Origin of the sequence: Saccharothrix luteola (genome assembly GCF_020859565.1) — a bacterium.
Taxonomy (GTDB): domain Bacteria; phylum Actinomycetota; class Actinomycetes; order Mycobacteriales; family Pseudonocardiaceae; genus Actinosynnema; species Actinosynnema luteola.
On record NZ_JAJHUO010000031.1, the window covers coordinates 26,429 to 44,279 of the forward strand.

The window sequence follows — 17,851 nt, forward strand, 5'->3', positions numbered from 1 at the left end:
CGACAACGATCGATTGGTGGATGACTCAATCCGGCACGACGACGGCCCGGCTGCGCCCGGTATGCGCCCACGCCTCAGCGACCCGGCTCAGCGGGAACGCGGTGTAGGGCACCTGCAGCGACCCGTCGGCGAAGCGGGCCATGACCTCGGGCGCCTCGGCAAGCATCTCCTCCGGGGAGACCGATCCGATGCCGCTCCCGGTGATCCGGATCCGCCGGCTGCGCAGCAGGTCCGCGGGCAACGACGCCTCCAGGCCCGCGAGCGAGCCGATCTGCGCGTAGGCCGTGCCCGCTTCGGTGTCCTCGCCGCTCCGCCCCAGCACGGCGAATGCAGCCTCGGCGACAGGCCCCCACAGGTAGTCCAGCACGAGACCGGGCTGCGCCTCGGCAACAGCATCGGCCAGAGCCTTCTCCAGGCCGTCGGACCCGTTCTGGGCCAACGACACCGTCGTCGCCCCGGCACCACGCAGCCGCTCCAGCGCCTCCGGGTCACGCCCGGCGGCGACGACCCGTTCCGCCCCGAGCGCCAGCGCGCCCTGCACCGCCAGGCTGCCCGACATCCCCGTCGCGCCCAGCACCAGCACCGTGCCCAGCGCCCCCACTTCCGCGCGCCGCGCGGTGAGGACCATCCAGCCCGACAGGCCGGGGTTCATGCCCGCGGCGATCGCGAGCGGATCCGCCCCCGCCGGCACCTCCGCCTGGAACGGCGCGGTCAGCCGCTCGGCCATCGTCCCGAATGGTGGACGCGCGTAGCCGGTGTAGACCAGGCGCCCGTCACCGGTGCGGGCGACCGCGTCGATCCCCGGCACCAGCGGATACGTCATTTGGCCGCGGCCGTAGTGCTGGCCGGTGGCCAGTCCGCGGACGATGTTGTGCAGGCCGGCTCCGACGAGGTGCATTGGCTCGTGACCGGGCGGGACCGTCGGCTCGGGGAAGTCGGCACAGGCGGGTGACCCGGCGAGGGCAGTGATGACTGCGGCACGCATCAGAGTTCTCCTTAACTAAGTTCAGCGCTGTAGCCAGCGTCCCTGAACGTCGTTAAGGTGTCAACCGTGACCAAGGGCATCACCCGGGAGCGGATCGTCACGGCGGCGCTCGAACTCCTCGACGACCAGGGCATGGACGCCCTCACCGTCCGCGCGCTCGCCACCCGGCTCGACGTCCGCGCACCCGCCCTCTACTGGCACGTGCGCAACAAGCAGGAACTGCTCGACGAGATGGCCACCGAGGTCATGCGCCGCGTGGCCGGCGCCTTCGCCGCGATCCCGCCGGGAGACGGGTGGCGCGACGATCTCGCCGCCTACGCCCGCGTGCTGCGCGCGGAGTACCTGCTCCACCGCGACGGCGCCCGCATCTTCAGCGGCACCCGGATCACCGACCCGAACGTGGTCCGCATGAAGGAGCCGTTGTTCGAACGCTGGACCGCAGCCGGCTGGAAGCCCGCCGACGCCGACGACGCCATCGACCTGGTCACCGCGTTCGTCGTCGGCTTCGTCATCGAGGAGCAGGAACGGCGCCAGGCCGCCGAGACCGATCCGACGCGGTACTCGGTCACCGCGCGCGAGGCCTGGCTCGGCGAAGGCGCGTCACTCGTCAAGGAGGCCGGGCACCTCCAGGACGAGGGCGACCAGCGGTTCGAACGGCACCTCGGCATGGTCCTCGACGGGATCGCCGCCCGGCCGGACGCATGACTCACCGACGCCTGCGCACCAGCACCGTCGCGAGCGCCGCGGCCGCGACGAGCGCCGCGCCACCCATCAGGATGTAGAGCTGCACCCCGATCAGGGAGTTCGCGGCGACCTCCGCGATGAGCGTGTCGGTGGCTGTCGCGTTGAGCACCATCACGCCGACGACGTTGAGCACGACCGACCCGACGCAGAGCACGACCGCCACCAGGCTGCCGATCGCACCGTGGTTTTCGGGCGGCGTCATGACGGTCGCGAGGTTGAAGCTGGAGGCGATGCCCGCGCCGGCGGCCACACCGAGCAGGGTGGCGCAGACCAGCCCAACCGGGAGCACCGAGACGCCCACGAGCATCCCGAACGTGGCCAACAGGCCCACCGCGATACCGGCGAGCAGCGTGCGCGCCGGACCGATCCGGGACGCGAGGACACCTGACACCGGACCGCCGATCATGATCCCGACCGCGGACAGCACGAACAACGCGAGCACCACGTCGCCGCTGCCGAGGCCGTAGCCGAGGCCGAGCTCGAGCGGCACTTCCGCGACGAGGCTCTTCAGCTGCAGCATGCTCTGCACCGCGCCGGCCGTGAGCGCCACCGCTCCCAGCGTCAACGCCAGCGACCCGCTGTGCCCACGCAGGTCGACGATCGGCTCGGGGACCCGCAGCACGTGCCGCACCCCGGAGGCCAGCGCGATGACGCCGCCGACCAGCGCGGCCAGCAGACCTGGGTTCGCCCAGCCCACGTCCGGGCCCATGCTGACGCCACCGAGCACCGCGACCAGACCGGAACCGAGCAGCAGCGCCCCGGCGAGGTCGACCGACCCGCCGGAGCGGATCGGCGGCTCCGGGACGAACAGCCGCACGGTGACCGCGCAGACCATCGCGAGAGCGGTGGCGACGACGAAGACGCTCCGGTAGCCGAACGTGTCGATCGCCGGGTTCAGCAGGAACATCGCGGGAATCCCCAGTGCCGACGCGCCTGTGGTCACGACGCCGACGGCGGCCATCCCGACCCGTGGGGTGCAAACCTGCCGGGTGATCGCCACCGTGAGCAGGACCGCTCCCATGGCCGCCCCCTGCAGGAACCGCCCGAGCACGAAGACGACGACGTTCGGCGCAACCAGGCAGACCAGCGATCCCGCAAGCGTGACGAGCATGGTGACGACGAGGATCCGGCGCTTGCCGTGGATGTCGGCGGTGCGCCCGAGCAACGGCGCCCACATCGCGCCCGCCAGCATCGCGCTCGAGTTGAGCCACGCGGCCTGGTCGGTCTGGAAGTGCCGCATCATGTCCGGCAACGCCAGCAGCGGGGCGACGATGACCACGTCGGCCAACAGGTTCGCCCCGACGAGGATCACCAACCAGCCGACCAGTCGACCGCTCCACCTGTCTTCCGCGCCACCCGACGGGCGCGCTACCGACATGCCTTGCGCCATGAGTTCTCTCCAGGTAGCCACAGCCGGGAGCGCCCGACCGCCTCGAGGGTTTCGTCCTCCGGTTCCGGGGAGCGCTAGGTCTGCGGCGCCACTACCCCCGCCCGCTCCGCAGCAATGCGGTCGGCGGCGACGCCGCGGTCCCGGACCCGTGTGGGCCAGGCGCCCGTCCTCGGTCCGGGCAACCGCGCCCGCTCCCGGACGCTCCCGGAACCAGCGGATACGCACCGCCAGTGCCGTAGTGGCCGCCGGTGACCAGCGCGGACGACGTGGTGCAGACCCGCACCCACCAGCCGCAGGGGTTCCTTCCCCGGCTGCTGCTGTGGATCGGGGAAGTCCGCGCAGACGGGTGTGGCGTCCGGGTTGCTGACTACTGCACGCACCAGCAACTCCTTAACTAAGTTCAACTCGCCTGGCGTCGACCGTGCCTGAACTTTGTTAAGGTGTCAAGCACGGCGAAGGGCGCTCGGGGCGAGGACGCCGAACGCCTGGGCGACGACGGCGGTAGACGGCTCGAACGGCATCCCGGCATCGTTCTGAACGGACTCGCAGGCAGCCGGCCGCCGACGGGGCCGATACGGAGAGAGGGGATGACCTAACCGGTGGAGCGTGCGCACACTCGCCGACCACCTGACCCGCAATCCGGACTTCGACGCCAAGCTGGACCGGATCGAAGAGGTCACCACCCGGTTTCCGCGGCTGTTGTCGATCCGTCCGCATGACGGCTCGGTCCGGGTGCCGCGATCCCGACCCGACCGGCTGCCCGCGACCTGCACCGCACCCACGGCATCCGCCACTTCCGCAGCTGCTGCTCACTGGGCGACGACCAACTCCGGCGCGTTGTGCGTCGCCGCAAAGGTGGTGATCACAGCGCCGGTCATGACCGTCGCCTCCGCCATCGGAACAACCGGGCTACCTCGCCGTGGAAGTCCTGGCCGCCTGCTTTCCGGGCACGGCCATCGCCCGGTAGAGCTGGTCCGCGTCCCACGCGGGCTCCCGCAGGTCGAGCCGGTTCGAGGCCCGGAACCCATCCATCGCCAGGTACACGTGCCGCCGCCACATCGACGGGGCAACGTGCCGCGTGGCCTCGGCGACTCGGCCGCTTGCCCAGAACAACAGGAAGAGGTCGGCGCCGGTGACGTCCGAGCGCACGGCGCCGGCTTCCTGTGCTCGCTCCAGAACACGTTGTGCGAGTGCGCAGATCTCGCTGTGCACGGCCTCGGTGCGGTCGTCGCCGGGAAACCGCTTCGCCAGGAAGTCGCCGAACGCCCGATCCCCGGCCTGGGCCGAACACAGGACTTCCAGCAGGCTGCGAAACGACTCCCACGGGTGCTCCAGGCCGGGCAAGGCCCGTACCTCGTCGAGCAGGCGGCGCAGCTTCGGTTCGAGAACGGCCCACAGCAGGTCCAGACGTGTGGGGAAGTGCCGGTAGAGGGTCCCGGTCACCAGACCCGCCTCCCGTGCGATGCCGTCGAGGGCGGCCTCGGCGCCTCGTTCGGCGAACGCGCGCCGGGCGCACTCGAGAAGCCGCTCGCGGTTGCGGTGGGCGTCCCGGCGAGTGGGCAGTGGGTTCTTTCCGGAGGGCATACGGGGCACCCTAACAAGATGTGACATGTCTCAACTTTGAGAGTTCCCTCATCTTTCACTAGGCTCAGCGAGCGTGAAAATGAGGGCACCATCATTTTGAGGCAGGGGAGTGACATGGCGAAGCTCGGTGGGAAGGTCGCGGTGATCACCGGGGCGACCTCCGGACTGGCACTGGCGACGGCGAAGTTGTTCGTCGCGGAGGGTGCACACGTGGTCATCACCGGCCGCAGTCAGGACCGGTTGGACGCCGCGGTGGCCGCGATCGGCCACGATGTGACCGGTGTGGTCGGTGACGTCGGTGAGATCGCCGACGTGGTCCGCCTGGCCGATGTGGTGGCGGCCGAACTGGGCCGGGTCGACGTTCTCGTCGCGAGCGCAGGGGTCTGGACGTGGAACGAGGCGATCGGGGACGTGACCGAGGAGTCGTTCGACGCCGTGTTCGGGGTGAACGTGCGGGGGACGTTCTTCACCGTGCAGAAGCTCTTGCCGTTGCTGTCCGATGGCGCCTCGATCGTGCTCATCGGGTCGGGCGCTGCGGAGAAGGGTGATCCGGGAACGACGGTCTACGCCGCGAGCAAAGCGGCGCTGCGGTCGTTCGCCCGGACCTGGACCACCGACCTGAAGGAGCGCGGGATCCGGATCAACGTCCTCAGTCCTGCCGCGATCGACACCCCGGCGTTCGCGGACCTCCCGCCGGGGTTCAAGGAACAGATCGCCGCGCGGGTACCCGTGGGCCGCCTCGGCGCCGAGCACGAGATCGCCACCGCGGCGCTCTTCCTCGCTTCCGCGGACTCGAGCTTCGTCAGCGGGATCGACCTCCCCGTCGACGGCGGAATCGGCCAGATCTGACCACGGACGACGGATCGGGCTCGTGTCGCTGACGGCGTGATCAGCGCTCGACCGGGTTCGCATCCCGGTCGCCGGTGAGGCGCTGCGTATGTAGTGCGCGGCGCAGCTTTCCTGCCTCGTCCCGCAAGGGCTCACTCGTGAACTCGTAGCCGTGTGTTCCTCACGCCCCGTCGGTACGACAGGAGGCGGCTCATCGTGCTGTGGCCCAGCCCATGGCCACAGCCAGCTTCCCCGCAGTCCAGTCCCTTGACGACACCGTGCTCGGACACCGGCGCCCGCGTGACCCACCGCCGATCGGTAGCCCGAGCATCGTAGGCCGCAGGCGCGGGACCAGGTGGTCCTCGTCGACGATCCTGGCCGCTGACCAGCCGCCGACGATCACCGGGTCGGGCTTTGCGGGGCAGATCGACCATCCCGATCCGACTGTCGTCGAGGACGGAGGAATTCGTCACGGTCCCCTTGAACCCGAGATCTGGTTTTCTGATCGTCCAGAGGCTCGACCAGCCCGATGGCCGCCGTCGGTTTCGCCCTCGGGGGCGGGCTATTCGATGGTGAGCGCCGCCTCGGCGGGCCGGTCGCGCGTCGCGCGCCATGCGGGCAGGAGTATGGCTCCGAGCGTCAGCAGCACGGTCAGTGCGGCCGTCGACACGTAGACCCACGGAGACCCGGCCGGCAGTACCGAGTCGAGGCGCTTGAGGCTCACCGGCACCAGGATCCCGAGCACGGCGACGGTGCCGAGCGCGATGCCGCTCACGGCCAGGATCGCGCCCTCCAGACCGACCATCCGCAGCACCTGACCACGGGTCGAGCCCGCGAGCCGCTGCAGCCCGAACTCCCGCCGCCTCGCCGTCGTGCTCGACGCCAGCGTGTTGATCACCGTGATCGCCGCGTAGCCCGCGATCATGAGCACCATGATGTAGATCGCGAAGTTGGCGGTCGTCTTCTGGTCGTCGTACTCCTCGAGCAGGACGTCGCGGCCGGCCACGGTCAGTCCGCCCGCGGCGGAGGTCACCTCGGTCAGGTCGGCGATCAACCGCTCCGGGTCGGTGTGCTCGTCGGCTTTGACGAGGATGCGCTTCGCGTGTCCATCGGTGGTGTGCGCCGCCAGGGTGTCGGCCGGGAGCAACAGCGTGTCGTAGTCGTCCTGCGCGGCGAACAGTGCGGCCACCCGCACGTGGAGCGCGGTGTTGTCGCCCATCCGCAGCGTGATCGTGTCGCCGATGTCGACGCCCAGCCGGTCGGCGTGCTGGTGTTCGACAGCGACCGTGTCGTCGTGCAGGTCGGCGATGTCGCCCGCGGTGACCTCGACCGGTGTGATGGCGTCGGCGCCCTCGGCGGTGACGCCCTGGAGGGTCCAGCCCTCGTTGGCGGGTGAGCTGTCCTCCGGGTGCTCGATGAAGCCGACACTGCTGACGTACGCCGAGGCGCCTGCGACGCCCGGCAGGTCGTCGATCCGTGCCACCAGGTCTGCGTCGACGCGGTCCTGAGCGGTCACCACGGCGTCGGCGACCAGGGTGTCGGCGAAGCTCCGCCGATCTGCCTCGTCGTTCGTCGTCTGCAGGTACAGCATGCCGGTCGACACCGCGGTCAGCAGGATGACCGGCCCCATCACCGCCGCCAGCCGGCCACTGTGGCCACGTGCGTTGAGCACGGCGAGCTGGCCGGTCACACCACCCAGTGCGCGCACGGGCCACTGCACGGCGAAGGTCGTGACCTTCGTCAGTACGGGTGCCAGCAAGGCGAACCCGATGGCGAGGAGGATCGCGGCAGGTGCGCCGGTGGCCGGCGTTAGCGGTCCACTGATCACGGCGATGGTCACGATGGTCAGGGCGATCCCGGCGGCGAGGAAGAGCACCGCCAGGAGCAGGCGTCCGCCGCCGATCAGCTTGCTTTCGACGGAGACCTCCGTGAGCGCCTGGGCCGGCTTGATGCTCGACGCCCTTCTGCCGGCGCCCAGCGCACCGGCCAAAGCCGCGAGGATCGCCACCGCCATGGCGGCCACGGCCGGGATCCAGCCCTGGTGGAAGACCACACCGTCCGCGGCGATCCGGCGCTCGGCCAGCCGGTCGAACACGAACTCGCCCAGGAACCGGCCCGGGAAGTAGGCCAGCGCGGTGGCGACCACGGACAGCAGCAGCGTCTCACGGGAGATCAGCTTGCGCAGTTGACGAGGCGTCGCGCCGACGGCCCGCAGCAACGCCAGGTCCTGCCGGCGCTGGGCGATCGAGAGCCCGAGCATGGCCGCCACCCCGAAGACGGACACCAGGATCGCGAAGGCGGTGAAGACCCCGGCCAGGGCCATCACCGTGACGCCGCTCGCCTTGGCCTCGCGCAGTTCGGCCTGCCCGCGTTCGTCACCGACCAGCGTGACGGTTCCGCTGTCCAGCTCGGCGTCGATGCGCGCCCGGAGCTCGCCGATGTCCACTCCGGACTCGGCCACCACACCGATCGCGTCGACCGTGCCGGCAGGTGCGTCACCTTCGAAGACGAAGCTCTCGGCCTCCAGCACGCCAGGCAGCGCCGCGATCGTGTCCGCCAGCCCCGCGTCGACACGGACCCGCTCGGGCAGGATCGGCGGTTCGTCGGGGTCGCCGCCGGAGCCGTGGTACTCCTGGTCACCGGCGACGACGACGTCGGCCGAGGCCAGTTGCTGCGGAGGGACGGCGGTGCGGATGCCGGTCTCGATGAGGCCGCCGCAGGCCATCATGATGGCCGCGGCGAAGAACATGGCGAGGAAGGCCGCCACGAACATGCCCGCGCGGAACCGCAGTGTGCGCAGTGCGAACCGCAGCATCAGCGCTGCCCTCCCCGGTTCGTCGCCAACCGGGGGAGAGGGCCCTCGTCGGCGAAGGCACCCAGGTGGGTCATCCGGTCGGCCACGGTTCGCGGGGTCGGCGAGCGCAGCTCACCGGCCAGCCGCCCGTCGGCGAGGAACAGGACGCGGTCGGCGTACGACGCCGCGACCGGATCGTGGGTCACCATGACGATCGTCTGACCGGCGGCCTGCGACGAGTGCCGCAGCAGCGTGAGGACGTCCCGCGCGGTCCTCGTGTCCAGCGCGCCGGTCGGCTCGTCGGCGAAGATGACGGCGGGGTCGCTGATCAACGCGCGGGCGATGGCGACCCGCTGCTGCTGCCCGCCGGACAGCTCGGCCGGCCGGTGGTTGCCCCGCTGGCCCAGACCGACCTGGTCGAGGACGTTCGAAACCCGGCTCCGGTCCGGTTTGCGGCCGGCGAGCCGCAACGGCAACGTCACGTTCTGCCGCACGGTCAGGACCGGCAACAGGTTGAACGCCTGGAAGACGAAGCCGATCCGGTCCCGCCGCAGCTTCGTCAACTCGGTCTCGTTCATCTCGCTGAGCTCGTGTTCCTCGAGCAGCACCGAACCCGACGTCGGCTGGTCGAGCCCGGCCGCGCACTGCAGCAGGGTGCTCTTGCCGGAACCCGACGGCCCCATGATCGCCGTGAACGTGCCCCGGCCGAACCGTGTCGTCACGTCGTCGAGCGCCACCACCTGGTTGTCGCGCCGTCCGTAGACCTTGCGGACGGCCGTCAGCCGAACCGCGTCGGTCCTGTTCCCGGTGTTGTGCAACGTTTCTTCCCACCGCTTCGCCGTCCGGCCCGCTGCCGGACGATTCCGTCACCAACCCTGTCGTCAACCGCGGTCTCGCACATCGTTTGCCGGGATCGTCCTCGCCTGGTGCGCGCGGACCAGCCCGGCCCGCTTCTGGTGCGGACGCACTACACGTGCCTGCTCGGCCCGCGTGCGGAGTGTCTATCCCGTACGCTGACCGTGTGTCGCCTCCGGGGAAGCGGTGGCGGGAGGGCGCGGTCGTCGCGGTGGCGTTCGTGGTCTGCCTGCTCGGCGGCTGGCTGCACGTCGACGACACGGTGGCACCGCCGCTGGTGGCGGCCTATCCCATCGCCGCGGTGTCGTCAGGGCTGCTCCTGGCGCGGTACCGCGCGCCCGTGGCCACCACGATGGCCACGACCGCGTGCGGCATGCTCGTCGCACCGACAGGCCTGCTGCTGACCCCGCTCATCGTGGCCCCAGCCGTCGTCAGCGCCTACTCGCTCGCCGTACGGAGCGAACGGCGGGTGGCGGTCGCGGTCCTGCTCCCGTCGGCCGTGCTGCTGGTCGGCTTCGTCCCCTTCTTCGAAGCCGACTTCTCGTGGCAGGACATGAGCAGGCTGGTGACCGTGGCCGCGTCGCTGCTCGTGGCCGCAGTGCTGGGTCGCTCGACGCGGCACCGGCGCGCCTACCTGGCGGTCGTGGAGGAGCGGGCACGCCGGGCCGAGGAAAGCAGGGACCGCGAAGCACGCCGGAAGGTGGCCGAGGAACGGGTCCGCATCGCCCGCGAGCTGCACGACCTGGTGGCCCACCAGATCACCCTCGCCAACGCGCAGGCCACCGTCGCCGCCCACCTCTTCGACACCCGCCCCGAGCAGACCCGCACGAACCTGGACGAACTGGTCCGGACCACCCGTCATGCCCTCGACGAGCTGCGGGCCGCCGTCGGTCTGCTGCGCCAGCCCGACGACACGTCCGCACCCACCGACCCGGCGCCCGGGCTGTCGCAGGTCCCCGCGCTGCTGGCGGCCTTCCGCCGCGCGGGCCTGGAGGTGTCGATGCACGACGACGGCACAGCCAGGCCACTGCCGCCTGCGGTGGACCTCACCGCCTACCGCATCATCCAGGAGGCTCTGACCAACGTGACCAACCACGCCGCCACCGATAGCGCCCGGGTGCGGCTCGTCTGGGCCCGTGACCACGTGACCGTCACGGTCGCGGACGACGGCGAGGGTGCCCGCACGCGGCCGGAGCGGCCACCCGGCTACGGTCTGATCGGCATGCGCGAACGAGCCGCCGCGGTCGGTGGCACCCTCACCGCGGGCGTGCGCCCCGAAGGGGGCTTCCTCGTCTCCGCCGACCTGCCCCTGCCCGCTGCCGGGAACGCGGCACGACGAACCGACGCAGCGACCGACAGCGAGGGCCGATGACCGACGACGCGCCACCCGACGGACAGGGCACCGACGAAGCGGCCGGGGACACGCTCCGGGTTCTCCTCGCCGACGATCAGGCGCTGCTGCGCGGTGCCTTCCGCACTCTCCTCGACAGTGCGGACGACATCGCCGTGGTCGGGGAGGCGGGCGACGGCCGGGAGGCGGTGGCACGGACCCGCGAGTTGCGCCCGGACGTGGTGATCATGGACATCCGGATGCCCACCATGGACGGTCTCGCCGCCACCGCGGAGATCTGCGCTGATCCGGATCTCCGTGCCACCCGCGTACTGATCCTCACCACGTACGAGACCGACGAGTACGTCGCACGGGCTCTGCGCGCGGGGGCCAGCGGCTTCATCGGCAAGGGAATCGAGGCGCACGGCCTGCTCGACGCCGTGCGCACGATCGCCGCGGGCGACACCCTCCTGTCCCCGGCGGCGACCCGCTCCCTGGTGGCCCGTTTCCTCGCCACACCGGCCGACACCACACCACGCCATCCCGAACGACTCGCCGCCCTCACCCCGCGCGAACGCGAGATGGTCGCTCTCGTCGCGACCGGTCTGTCCAACCTGGAGATCGCCGATCGGCTGTATCTCAGCCCTTTCACCGTCCGCGCCCACGTGCAGCGCGCCATGACCAAGCTGGAGGCACGCGATCGTGCGCAACTCGTCGTCCTCGCCTACCAGACCGGTCTGGCCCGCGCTGTTCCCGACGGCGGCACCGACCACTTGTGACGGCCGTCGCGGGGCGAGGACTTCGGCTGCTCGGTCATGCCGGAAGCGCTGCTGTGAGGTCCACTTCGACGAGTTGACCGGGGCAGCCGAGTCGCGTGGCGCCGAGCAGGGTGCTCGCGGTGGTGAACGCGGCCCCGAGTCGTGACTGGATCAGCCGCTCCCTGTGGGGTTGTGCTAGCCGAAAATGTCGTCCGTGCAGGTCAGGCGGCGTGGTGGTACTCGTTGAGGATGCCACCCAGTCGTTGCCGTCGGCGGATGTCGAGTCGGGTGATCGCTGCTTGATCGGTGACGGCTGGTGGCAGGGCGCGTAGTGGTCGGGCGTTGCCGATGCCTTGGTGGGGTCGGTGGGTGTTGTAGTACTTCTCGTACTCGCGTAGGGCGTGGAGTAGGTGCTGTTGGTCCCAGATGAGGGTGCGGTCGAGGAGTTCGTGGTGGCAGCTGTGGATCCAGCGTTCCATGATCGCGTTCATGCGCGGGATGCGGACACCGGTGAGGACGACCTGTGGGGTGCCAAAAGTGGGCCATGTGCTCTGACCTGCGGTTAGGCTGCTGTAGGTTCGTACTCGTTGATCAGGCCGCCGAGGACTGGTCGGCGGTGTATCGAGGTGTAGCCCGGCTTTGCCGTCGGCCGATCTGGTCGCGGTGGCGCGAGTTGCAGTGCTCGGTGTGGTCTGCGGTGGTTGTAGTGGGTCGTGTAGTGGTCCAGCACGGTCCGGAGGTGGTGTTCGTTGATGACGAGCAGTCGGTCGGTGACTTCGCGTCTGACGGTCCCGACGAACCGTTCGGCGTGGGCGTTGGCTCGTGGAGACCGGTGGTGGGATCTTCACGACCTTGATGCCGGCGCCGGAGAAGGCCGCGTCGAACGAGGCGGTGAATTGACCGGCCCGGTCTCGGATGAGGAACCGGAAGTCGTCTGCCCGGTTGCCGAGGTCCATGAGTAGGTTGCGGGCTTGTTGGGTGGTCCAGGGGCCGTTTGGATTCGTGGTGATGCCGAGGATGTGCACGTAGCGGGTGGCGACCTCCATCACGAAGAACACGTAGACCCGCTTGAGCGTCACGGCGCAGTCGACGTGGAAGAAGTCGCAGGCCAGCAGGCTCGCGGCCTGCGCGCGGAGAAACTGTCGCCAGGAGGTGTCGGTGTCGCGGTGGGGCGCGGGTGGTACCCGCAGGCGCTTGAGCACGCGGCGAACCGTTGACGCGGATACCCGGCGGCCGAGGTTGAGCAGCTTGCCCTGGATCCGGCGGTAGCCCCAGCCGGCGTTCTCGCGGGCCATACGCTCGATCAACGCCGCGATGATGTCGTCGACAGGCGGGCGGCCCGTGCGGTGGGGGTAGGTCCACTTCTTTACGACCAGGCGCCGGTGCCATCGAAGAAGGGTGCCCGGCGTCACCAATCGGTGCTCGCGCAGCAGTCGGGGGAGTCGGCGCACCAACGCGGCGAGCACCGCGCGATCAGCCCACTCCAGCCGCGGGCGGGGGTTGGTACGGCGCAGTACGGCGACTTCGTGCCGTAGCACCAGCAGCTCTACGTCCTTGGCCGCCGATGACCGGCCGAGCAGAACCAACCAGCCGACGACCCGGACGAGAACCAGGTACAGCAGACGTAGCGTCACGCCTCGCGATCATGCCCCTACCGCCCACGGTGCGCGATTGCCGCAGGTTGATGCCTCAGTGCAGAGTTCTGGCACCCCACAGGTGACCGCCTCGCTTCGGCTGACGGATCGAGGTCTGTAACGACTGATGTCCGTCGTTACGTTCGATTGGCACCGGTATACGATCTCACGGTCGAGGGTGTCCACACCTACTTCGTGGCGGTCGGCTCGACAGACTTCCTGGTTCACAACTGCGACACCACCGACATGTACCGTGTCTCCCCGGTCGGGCGAGGTAGTGATGAGGCGGACCACGGATTGGACCCTGCCAACTTCCCCCGGAACGACGAACTCGATGGAGCTGCTCACTTCGGGAACCTCGAGCGAGTCGAGGACTTCCTCATCACGCATGGTGAGACACATGGTCAAGGAATGCGAGTCAGCGTGCCGAACTCATGGATCGAGGACCGTGAGATTGAGACGTGGGAAGGTATCGATGAGACCATGGTGGAGTATGTTATTCCTCGGGAACTGTTCGGGGAGTTCAACAACCCCCCGCGTTCTCGGTGGGTGCCAAAGGGGCGGTCGTGACAGTCGGTAGAATGGCACGATATGAGATCGTGCAATGCGTCGTAACTGGGCATCAGCGCTACGGTCTGCTGGTGCGCTCTGAGGGTGGTGAGACCGGCCTTGTCGATAGTGTCGACATTTCTGATGGGCATGACTCGGCGATCGACTGGCCGTCGATCGGCATCCGACTTCCGTGTGTGGTGCTGGGTTACACGCGAGATGGAAGAATTCGTGTTGCGTCGGCACCGTCATATGTTCGCCTGATTCGCGAACTTGATGACCCTGGCCTGGCGCTCGAGGAGTGGAAAGCGTTGCGGGAATCGCAAGGGAGCGGGGAAATGGCGAATCGCTTCTTTGGGTCACATCACGCTCGCCCATTGTTGACCTGGGCGTTGAAAACGCACGTGGGATCTGCGAATCACACACTAGCTGTTTCACTGTTGAACGCCGCCCCGGGCGAATTGAAGAAAGAGTTGTTGCCGTCGGAAGAGTTTTAGCACTACCTTATGCCTTAGTGCTGCAACGGCACTTATATGAGTGGGTACCCGCGTCGTTTGTAGTGGCTGAGGCGGGCTTGGTGTTGGCGTCGTCGGCGCCAACACGACCAGGATTAGACGTGCTCGGCGCTGGTCGCCGGTCGTAAGACCAGGTTGATCAGCAGGCGTCGGATCTCGGGTAACGTGAAGCCGATCATGTCCGCGCGGGGGACACCGATTCCCCTTTCGCCACAAGGGATCGCGTAACGGCGAGCCAGGCGTGGGCGAGCATGGACAGGGTGATGTGGGCGTACCAGGCCCGCCATGAACGGACCTGGTAGTGGTCGAGTCCGGCCTCGTTCTTGGCCTGTTGGAAGCATTCCTCGATGCGCCAGCGGGTGCCGGCGATCCAGGCCAGGTCCAACAAGGTCGACCGGTGTGGTCCGTAGCAGACGTAGTAGGCGATGTCGGTCGGGTCGGTGATCGAGCGGCGGGCGAGCAGCCAGTGTCCGCGGCCCGGTTCCCCCAGGATGCGCAGCGGCACCCTCGCCCAGTCGTACTCGCGCGGGCCGTGTGCACCGGCGCCCACCGACAACCGGCGCCAGGACCGTGCCGGCAGTCCGGCGACGAGGTCGTCGGCGCGGACCTGGCGGAAGTCGGTGGTGACCAGTGTGTCGTTGACCCTGGTCGCCACCACGTGGGCGATGTCGTGCTGCTCAAGCCAGAACCGCAGGTACTTGGCCTGCCCGTAGGCCTCGTCCGCGGTCACCCACCCGAACGGCACCCCGGCGGCCAACGCCCGTTCGATCATCGCCATCGCCAGGCGCGGCTTGGTCGCGAACCCGACCTCGTCGGGCACGTCGGCCGTGTGCTTGCCGAAAATTCCATCCATGCAGGTCAGATGCTTGTCATGCAGTTCGACCTCCCGACGCGGAGTCGGTATCCCGCAGTCGCGTCTGGCGGCGATCGACGCCGCGCCCCAGTCGAGTGTGCGGCCTAGAGGACGACTTGCTGTGCACAGCGGTCTGGCGCATCGGCACTGCGGCCGGCGTGTTCGCCTGCGAGGAGCTCGGTGTACGGCACGTGGGTTGCGGTGGTGTCCCGACGTTCGGTGGCGGCGGTGGGGCTACTATCCGGTGTGTGAGTTCTCCGGTTGCCCGTTCGTCCGAGCCTGACCGGCCTGTTGGTCGGGCGGCGGACGTGGATGGTCTGGAGTCGACGCCCGAGTGGGTGGGTGATGGCAGGGCGGCCGCACTGTTCGGCTCGCCGGAGCTGATCCGTGCAGCGTTGCTGCCTGAGCATGCCGGCGAGTTCGATGGGGCTTTCGATGCCGCGTTGAGCGCGGCCCGTCGGACTCTTCGTCTGGACCAGCTGAGGTCGACCCTGCAGGTGTGGCGGCGGGTCGCGATGCTGACCCGCGAAAACCCGGAGGCGGCCCGTCGGCTGGTGGACACCACCGTCGAGGTCCGTCGTGCGGGTGCCTCCCGGCCGGGCAGTGTGTCGTGGGACGAGCTGCGGGCGGAGTTGGGTCTGTAGTCGCCAGTAGTCCAGGCGGCGGTGGACGACGATCATGGCTTACACCCTCGACATCGATCCTGGTGCGCAGGAGCAGATCCGCGCGCTTCCACCCGAGGCGCTCGTCGCGCTCGGTGAGGCGCTCGAAGTCCTAACCCTGGTGCCCGAGCGGGGCAGTCCGCTCAACCCGGACAATCCGGATGGCGGACTGTTCCACCTCACGTTCGGCCAGGGGCTCGGATTGATCACCTACCTCCTCTTGACCGCCCAGGACCGGGTGGACGTCCTGCTGGTGACCTGGGTGTCCTTCGACCGCGACCATGGTTCCTGATCCGATTGGTGGTTCGGGGTCTTGAGGCATTGAGGAGCGGGCGGTGGGAGAAAAATGGGAGCCGCCGGACGCGTCCAACAGCGTCGAACCGCATTCAACGGCACCCAATAGCCGCGTTTTCCTGCACTAATTCTATTCGTGCTGGTAGGGGCGTTATGTCGGCTTCATTCACACCGAAGAGGTCACTGGTTCGATCCCAGTATCGCCCACGCAGGTCAGAGGCCCGGAACCGTTCATGGTTCCGGGCCTCTGACGTTGTGCAAGCAGCGAAGTACAGCAGTGGATCAGGTGTCGAGGCTTTCGCTCAACTGCTGTAGTGCCTTTCGCGTTGCTTCGTCGGACACCTCGGTGTAGATCTCCATCGTGACCTTCATGTTCGCGTGACGCAGGATGCGCATGATCACCCGAGGGTGAACGCCCAACTCGGCGAGCAGTGAGTGGGCGTTTATCCGCGGTGCCTGTGGTGCGCTTTTGATGATGCGGAGGTTGTCGGCCTGGAAGACGGTGTCGAACGTCTGGCTGTACTTGCCGTCGCGGTCGCGGAGCAGGAAGCGCAGGGACTCCATGCGGGTGCCGAGGTCGGTGGCGAGGTTCCTGGCCTGCTGGGTCGTCCATGCCTGGGTGGGGTGGGTGGTGACTCCGGTGATGTGCAGGCGTCTGGTGCTGTGTTCGAGGAACGCCAGTGCGTAGAGGCGTTTGCCGAGCACGGGTGTCGAGGTTGAGGAAGTCGGCCGCGATGATGCCCTGGGCTTGGGCGGTGAGGAATTCCCGCCAGGTCGGACCGGACCGGCGTGGTGCCGGGTCGATGTCGGCGTCGTGCAGGATCTGCCAGACGGTCGAGTGGGCGATGCCATGGCCGAGGCGGGCCAGTTCGCCCTGGATCCGGCGGTGGCCCCAGCGGGGGTTCTCCTTGGCGAGGCGCAGCACGAGCGACTTGGTGGCGGTTCGTGTCGGTGGGCGTCCGATGCGTCGACGCGCGGAGTAGTCCCACTGACGGGCCACGAGTCTGCGGTGCCAGGAGAGCAGGGTGCCTGGCGTGACGGGAAGACCTCCCGCCACCGCCGACGATCCACCAGCCCGGCGAGAGCGGCGAACCAGAACCGATCGGCGGGCTCGTAGCCGACCGGACCCGCGAGCTGTCGACGCAGGACCGCGTTCTCGTGCCGCAGCACGAGCAGTTCGGCGTCCTTCACCATCTCGCTGCGTAGCAGCATCGACGGCACGGACAGCAGCTTCCGGGTGATCTTGTACAGCAGGGACACGATCACCCGGTCATACTGTCAAGACGGTGAAGCCCTCGCCCTACCAGCGACGATGACTTTTCGAGCGGCACAGGTTACGGCCGCGCAGCGTTCACCATCGACTGGGACCGACGCCAGGTCACCTGTCCGCAAGGGGTGCGTAACACGATCTGGTCGGAATGCTCCGAACGCGGCCGGGACTCGATCGTGGCCCGCTTCCCCGTCACCTCCTGCCAGCCGTGCCCGGTCCGTCCACAATGCACACGATCAACACGGCCCGGACGCCAGTTGATGCTACGCACACGGGACGTTCACGAGGCGGTCGAGCACGCCCGAACAGAGCAGGCGACCGACGAGTGGAAACAGCGCTATGCGATACGGGCCGGTGTCGAGGGCACCATCCACCAGGCGGTCGCCGTCACCGGGATCCGTCGCTGTCGCTACGTCGGGCTGCCAAGACGCGCCTCGCCCACGTCTTCACGGCCACCGCCCTCAACCTGATCCGCCTGGCCGCATGGTGGAGCGGCGCATCACTCACCCGGCGAAGCACCAGCCACCTCTCAAGGCTGGCCTTCGCCGCATGACCGAATTGGGCAACAGAGTCCCACGGGCCAGTTCACCACCTCGTTCGACGCCGCCTTCTCCGCCACCGGCATCCAGGTCGTAAAGATGCCACCACGATGTCCGCGAGCCAACGCGCACGCCGAACGGTTCGTCGGCACCGTCCGACGAGAAGCCACCGACCGATTGCTCATCCACGAACACCACCTGAGATCAGTGGCTGCAAGCCCCGGATGTGAAGCGCACCACCTCCTCGAGCAACAAGGCCGTGGTTTG

The 17,851-nt window shown here is 68.7% G+C and carries 17 protein-coding genes and 1 pseudogene; 9 read left to right on the forward strand and 9 right to left on the reverse strand.

Annotated features, from left to right (window positions below):
* Positions 1–25: 25 nt before the first annotated feature.
* Positions 26–985: a quinone oxidoreductase family protein gene (locus LNK82_RS36195; RefSeq protein WP_230571444.1), complete on the reverse strand. Its 960-nt coding sequence runs from the start codon at positions 983–985 to the stop codon at positions 26–28.
* Between the two features lie 66 nt (positions 986–1,051).
* On the opposite strand from LNK82_RS36195, the gene LNK82_RS36200 reads away from it, so the two are divergent.
* Positions 1,052–1,690 (forward strand): TetR/AcrR family transcriptional regulator C-terminal domain-containing protein, encoded by a 639-nt coding sequence (locus tag LNK82_RS36200; protein ID WP_230571445.1) that lies wholly within the window; start codon positions 1,052–1,054, stop codon positions 1,688–1,690.
* A 1-nt stretch (position 1,691) separates the two neighbouring features.
* Here LNK82_RS36200 and LNK82_RS36205 read toward each other — a convergent pair whose 3' ends face one another.
* Positions 1,692–3,107 (reverse strand): MFS transporter, encoded by a 1,416-nt coding sequence (locus tag LNK82_RS36205; RefSeq protein ID WP_230571446.1) that lies wholly within the window; start codon positions 3,105–3,107, stop codon positions 1,692–1,694.
* Positions 3,108–4,028: 921 nt separating this feature from the next.
* Positions 4,029–4,703 (reverse strand): TetR/AcrR family transcriptional regulator, encoded by a 675-nt coding sequence (locus LNK82_RS36210; RefSeq protein WP_230571447.1) that lies wholly within the window; start codon positions 4,701–4,703, stop codon positions 4,029–4,031.
* A 114-nt stretch (positions 4,704–4,817) separates the two neighbouring features.
* On the opposite strand from LNK82_RS36210, the gene LNK82_RS36215 reads away from it, so the two are divergent.
* Complete coding sequence (locus LNK82_RS36215; RefSeq protein WP_230571448.1) at positions 4,818–5,552, forward strand: SDR family oxidoreductase; 735 nt, start codon at positions 4,818–4,820, stop codon at positions 5,550–5,552.
* Positions 5,553–6,093: 541 nt separating this feature from the next.
* On the opposite strand, the gene LNK82_RS36220 is transcribed toward LNK82_RS36215, so the two are convergent.
* The gene (locus tag LNK82_RS36220) at positions 6,094–8,346 is read right to left on the reverse strand and encodes an ABC transporter permease (protein WP_230571449.1); all 2,253 of its coding nucleotides are present in this window, start codon (positions 8,344–8,346) and stop codon (positions 6,094–6,096) included.
* Entirely contained in the window at positions 8,346–9,143 is a 798-nt protein-coding gene (locus LNK82_RS36225; protein WP_230571450.1) for an ABC transporter ATP-binding protein, read from the reverse strand. The genes LNK82_RS36220 and LNK82_RS36225 overlap by 1 nt, the downstream gene beginning before the upstream one ends.
* A 203-nt stretch (positions 9,144–9,346) precedes the next feature.
* On the opposite strand from LNK82_RS36225, the gene LNK82_RS36230 reads away from it, so the two are divergent.
* Together LNK82_RS36230 and LNK82_RS36235 are read left to right on the forward strand one after the other, a co-directional pair.
* Positions 9,347–10,552, forward strand: coding sequence for a sensor histidine kinase (locus tag LNK82_RS36230; protein WP_230571451.1), 1,206 nt, complete (start codon positions 9,347–9,349; stop codon positions 10,550–10,552).
* Entirely contained in the window at positions 10,549–11,289 is a 741-nt protein-coding gene (locus LNK82_RS36235; protein WP_230571452.1) for a response regulator transcription factor, read from the forward strand. The genes LNK82_RS36230 and LNK82_RS36235 overlap by 4 nt, the downstream gene beginning before the upstream one ends.
* Before the next feature lie 200 nt (positions 11,290–11,489).
* Here LNK82_RS36235 and LNK82_RS48655 read toward each other — a convergent pair whose 3' ends face one another.
* Positions 11,490–12,902 (reverse strand): integrase core domain-containing protein, encoded by a 1,413-nt coding sequence (locus LNK82_RS48655; RefSeq protein ID WP_443706271.1) that lies wholly within the window; start codon positions 12,900–12,902, stop codon positions 11,490–11,492.
* Between the two features lie 147 nt (positions 12,903–13,049).
* On the opposite strand from LNK82_RS48655, the gene LNK82_RS36250 reads away from it, so the two are divergent.
* Positions 13,050–13,472 carry a hypothetical protein gene (locus LNK82_RS36250; RefSeq protein ID WP_230571453.1) on the forward strand — a complete coding sequence of 141 codons (423 nt, stop codon included), beginning with the start codon at positions 13,050–13,052 and terminating at the stop codon, positions 13,470–13,472.
* Positions 13,473–13,483: 11 nt separating this feature from the next.
* Positions 13,484–13,948, forward strand: a complete 465-nt coding sequence (locus LNK82_RS36255; protein ID WP_230571454.1) for a S1 domain-containing protein — start codon at positions 13,484–13,486, stop codon at positions 13,946–13,948.
* Between the two features lie 193 nt (positions 13,949–14,141).
* Here the strand turns inward: LNK82_RS36255 and LNK82_RS36260 are convergent.
* Positions 14,142–14,792: pseudogene (locus tag LNK82_RS36260) on the reverse strand (IS701 family transposase); the annotation flags it as partial.
* A 275-nt stretch (positions 14,793–15,067) separates the two neighbouring features.
* Between LNK82_RS36260 and LNK82_RS36265 the strand changes: the two are divergent.
* Both LNK82_RS36265 and LNK82_RS36270 read left to right on the forward strand, forming a co-directional pair.
* Positions 15,068–15,463, forward strand: coding sequence for a DUF6247 family protein (locus tag LNK82_RS36265; RefSeq protein ID WP_230571455.1), 396 nt, complete (start codon positions 15,068–15,070; stop codon positions 15,461–15,463).
* A gap of 34 nt (positions 15,464–15,497) precedes the next feature.
* Positions 15,498–15,773, forward strand: a complete 276-nt coding sequence (locus LNK82_RS36270) for a hypothetical protein (protein WP_230571456.1) — start codon at positions 15,498–15,500, stop codon at positions 15,771–15,773.
* Between the two features lie 284 nt (positions 15,774–16,057).
* On the opposite strand, the gene LNK82_RS36275 is transcribed toward LNK82_RS36270, so the two are convergent.
* Positions 16,058–16,480, reverse strand: a complete 423-nt coding sequence (locus tag LNK82_RS36275) for a site-specific integrase (RefSeq protein WP_230571457.1) — start codon at positions 16,478–16,480, stop codon at positions 16,058–16,060.
* Positions 16,481–17,131: 651 nt separating this feature from the next.
* On the opposite strand from LNK82_RS36275, the gene LNK82_RS48445 reads away from it, so the two are divergent.
* Complete coding sequence (locus LNK82_RS48445) at positions 17,132–17,515, forward strand: transposase (protein WP_372470740.1); 384 nt, start codon at positions 17,132–17,134, stop codon at positions 17,513–17,515.
* A gap of 33 nt (positions 17,516–17,548) precedes the next feature.
* Here LNK82_RS48445 and LNK82_RS36280 read toward each other — a convergent pair whose 3' ends face one another.
* A complete protein-coding gene (locus LNK82_RS36280; protein ID WP_230571458.1) occupies positions 17,549–17,773 on the reverse strand; it encodes a hypothetical protein in 225 nt (74 codons plus the stop codon).
* Between the last annotated feature and the right edge of the window lie 78 nt (positions 17,774–17,851).

Excerpts from the sequence above, each read along its gene's own strand:
- LNK82_RS36195 (WP_230571444.1), bottom strand. The coding sequence starts at position 985 with ATGCGTGCCGCAGTCATCACTGCCCTCGCCGGGTCACCCGCCTGTGCC.
- LNK82_RS36205 (WP_230571446.1), bottom strand. The coding sequence starts at position 3,107 with ATGTCGGTAGCGCGCCCGTCGGGTGGCGCGGAAGACAGGTGGAGCGGT.
- LNK82_RS36210 (WP_230571447.1), bottom strand. The coding sequence starts at position 4,703 with ATGCCCTCCGGAAAGAACCCACTGCCCACTCGCCGGGACGCCCACCGC.
- LNK82_RS36215 (WP_230571448.1), top strand. The coding sequence starts at position 4,818 with ATGGCGAAGCTCGGTGGGAAGGTCGCGGTGATCACCGGGGCGACCTCC.
- LNK82_RS36220 (WP_230571449.1), bottom strand. The coding sequence starts at position 8,346 with ATGCTGCGGTTCGCACTGCGCACACTGCGGTTCCGCGCGGGCATGTTC.
- LNK82_RS36235 (WP_230571452.1), top strand. The coding sequence starts at position 10,549 with ATGACCGACGACGCGCCACCCGACGGACAGGGCACCGACGAAGCGGCC.
- LNK82_RS36255 (WP_230571454.1), top strand. The coding sequence starts at position 13,484 with ATGGCACGATATGAGATCGTGCAATGCGTCGTAACTGGGCATCAGCGC.
- LNK82_RS36270 (WP_230571456.1), top strand. The coding sequence starts at position 15,498 with ATGGCTTACACCCTCGACATCGATCCTGGTGCGCAGGAGCAGATCCGC.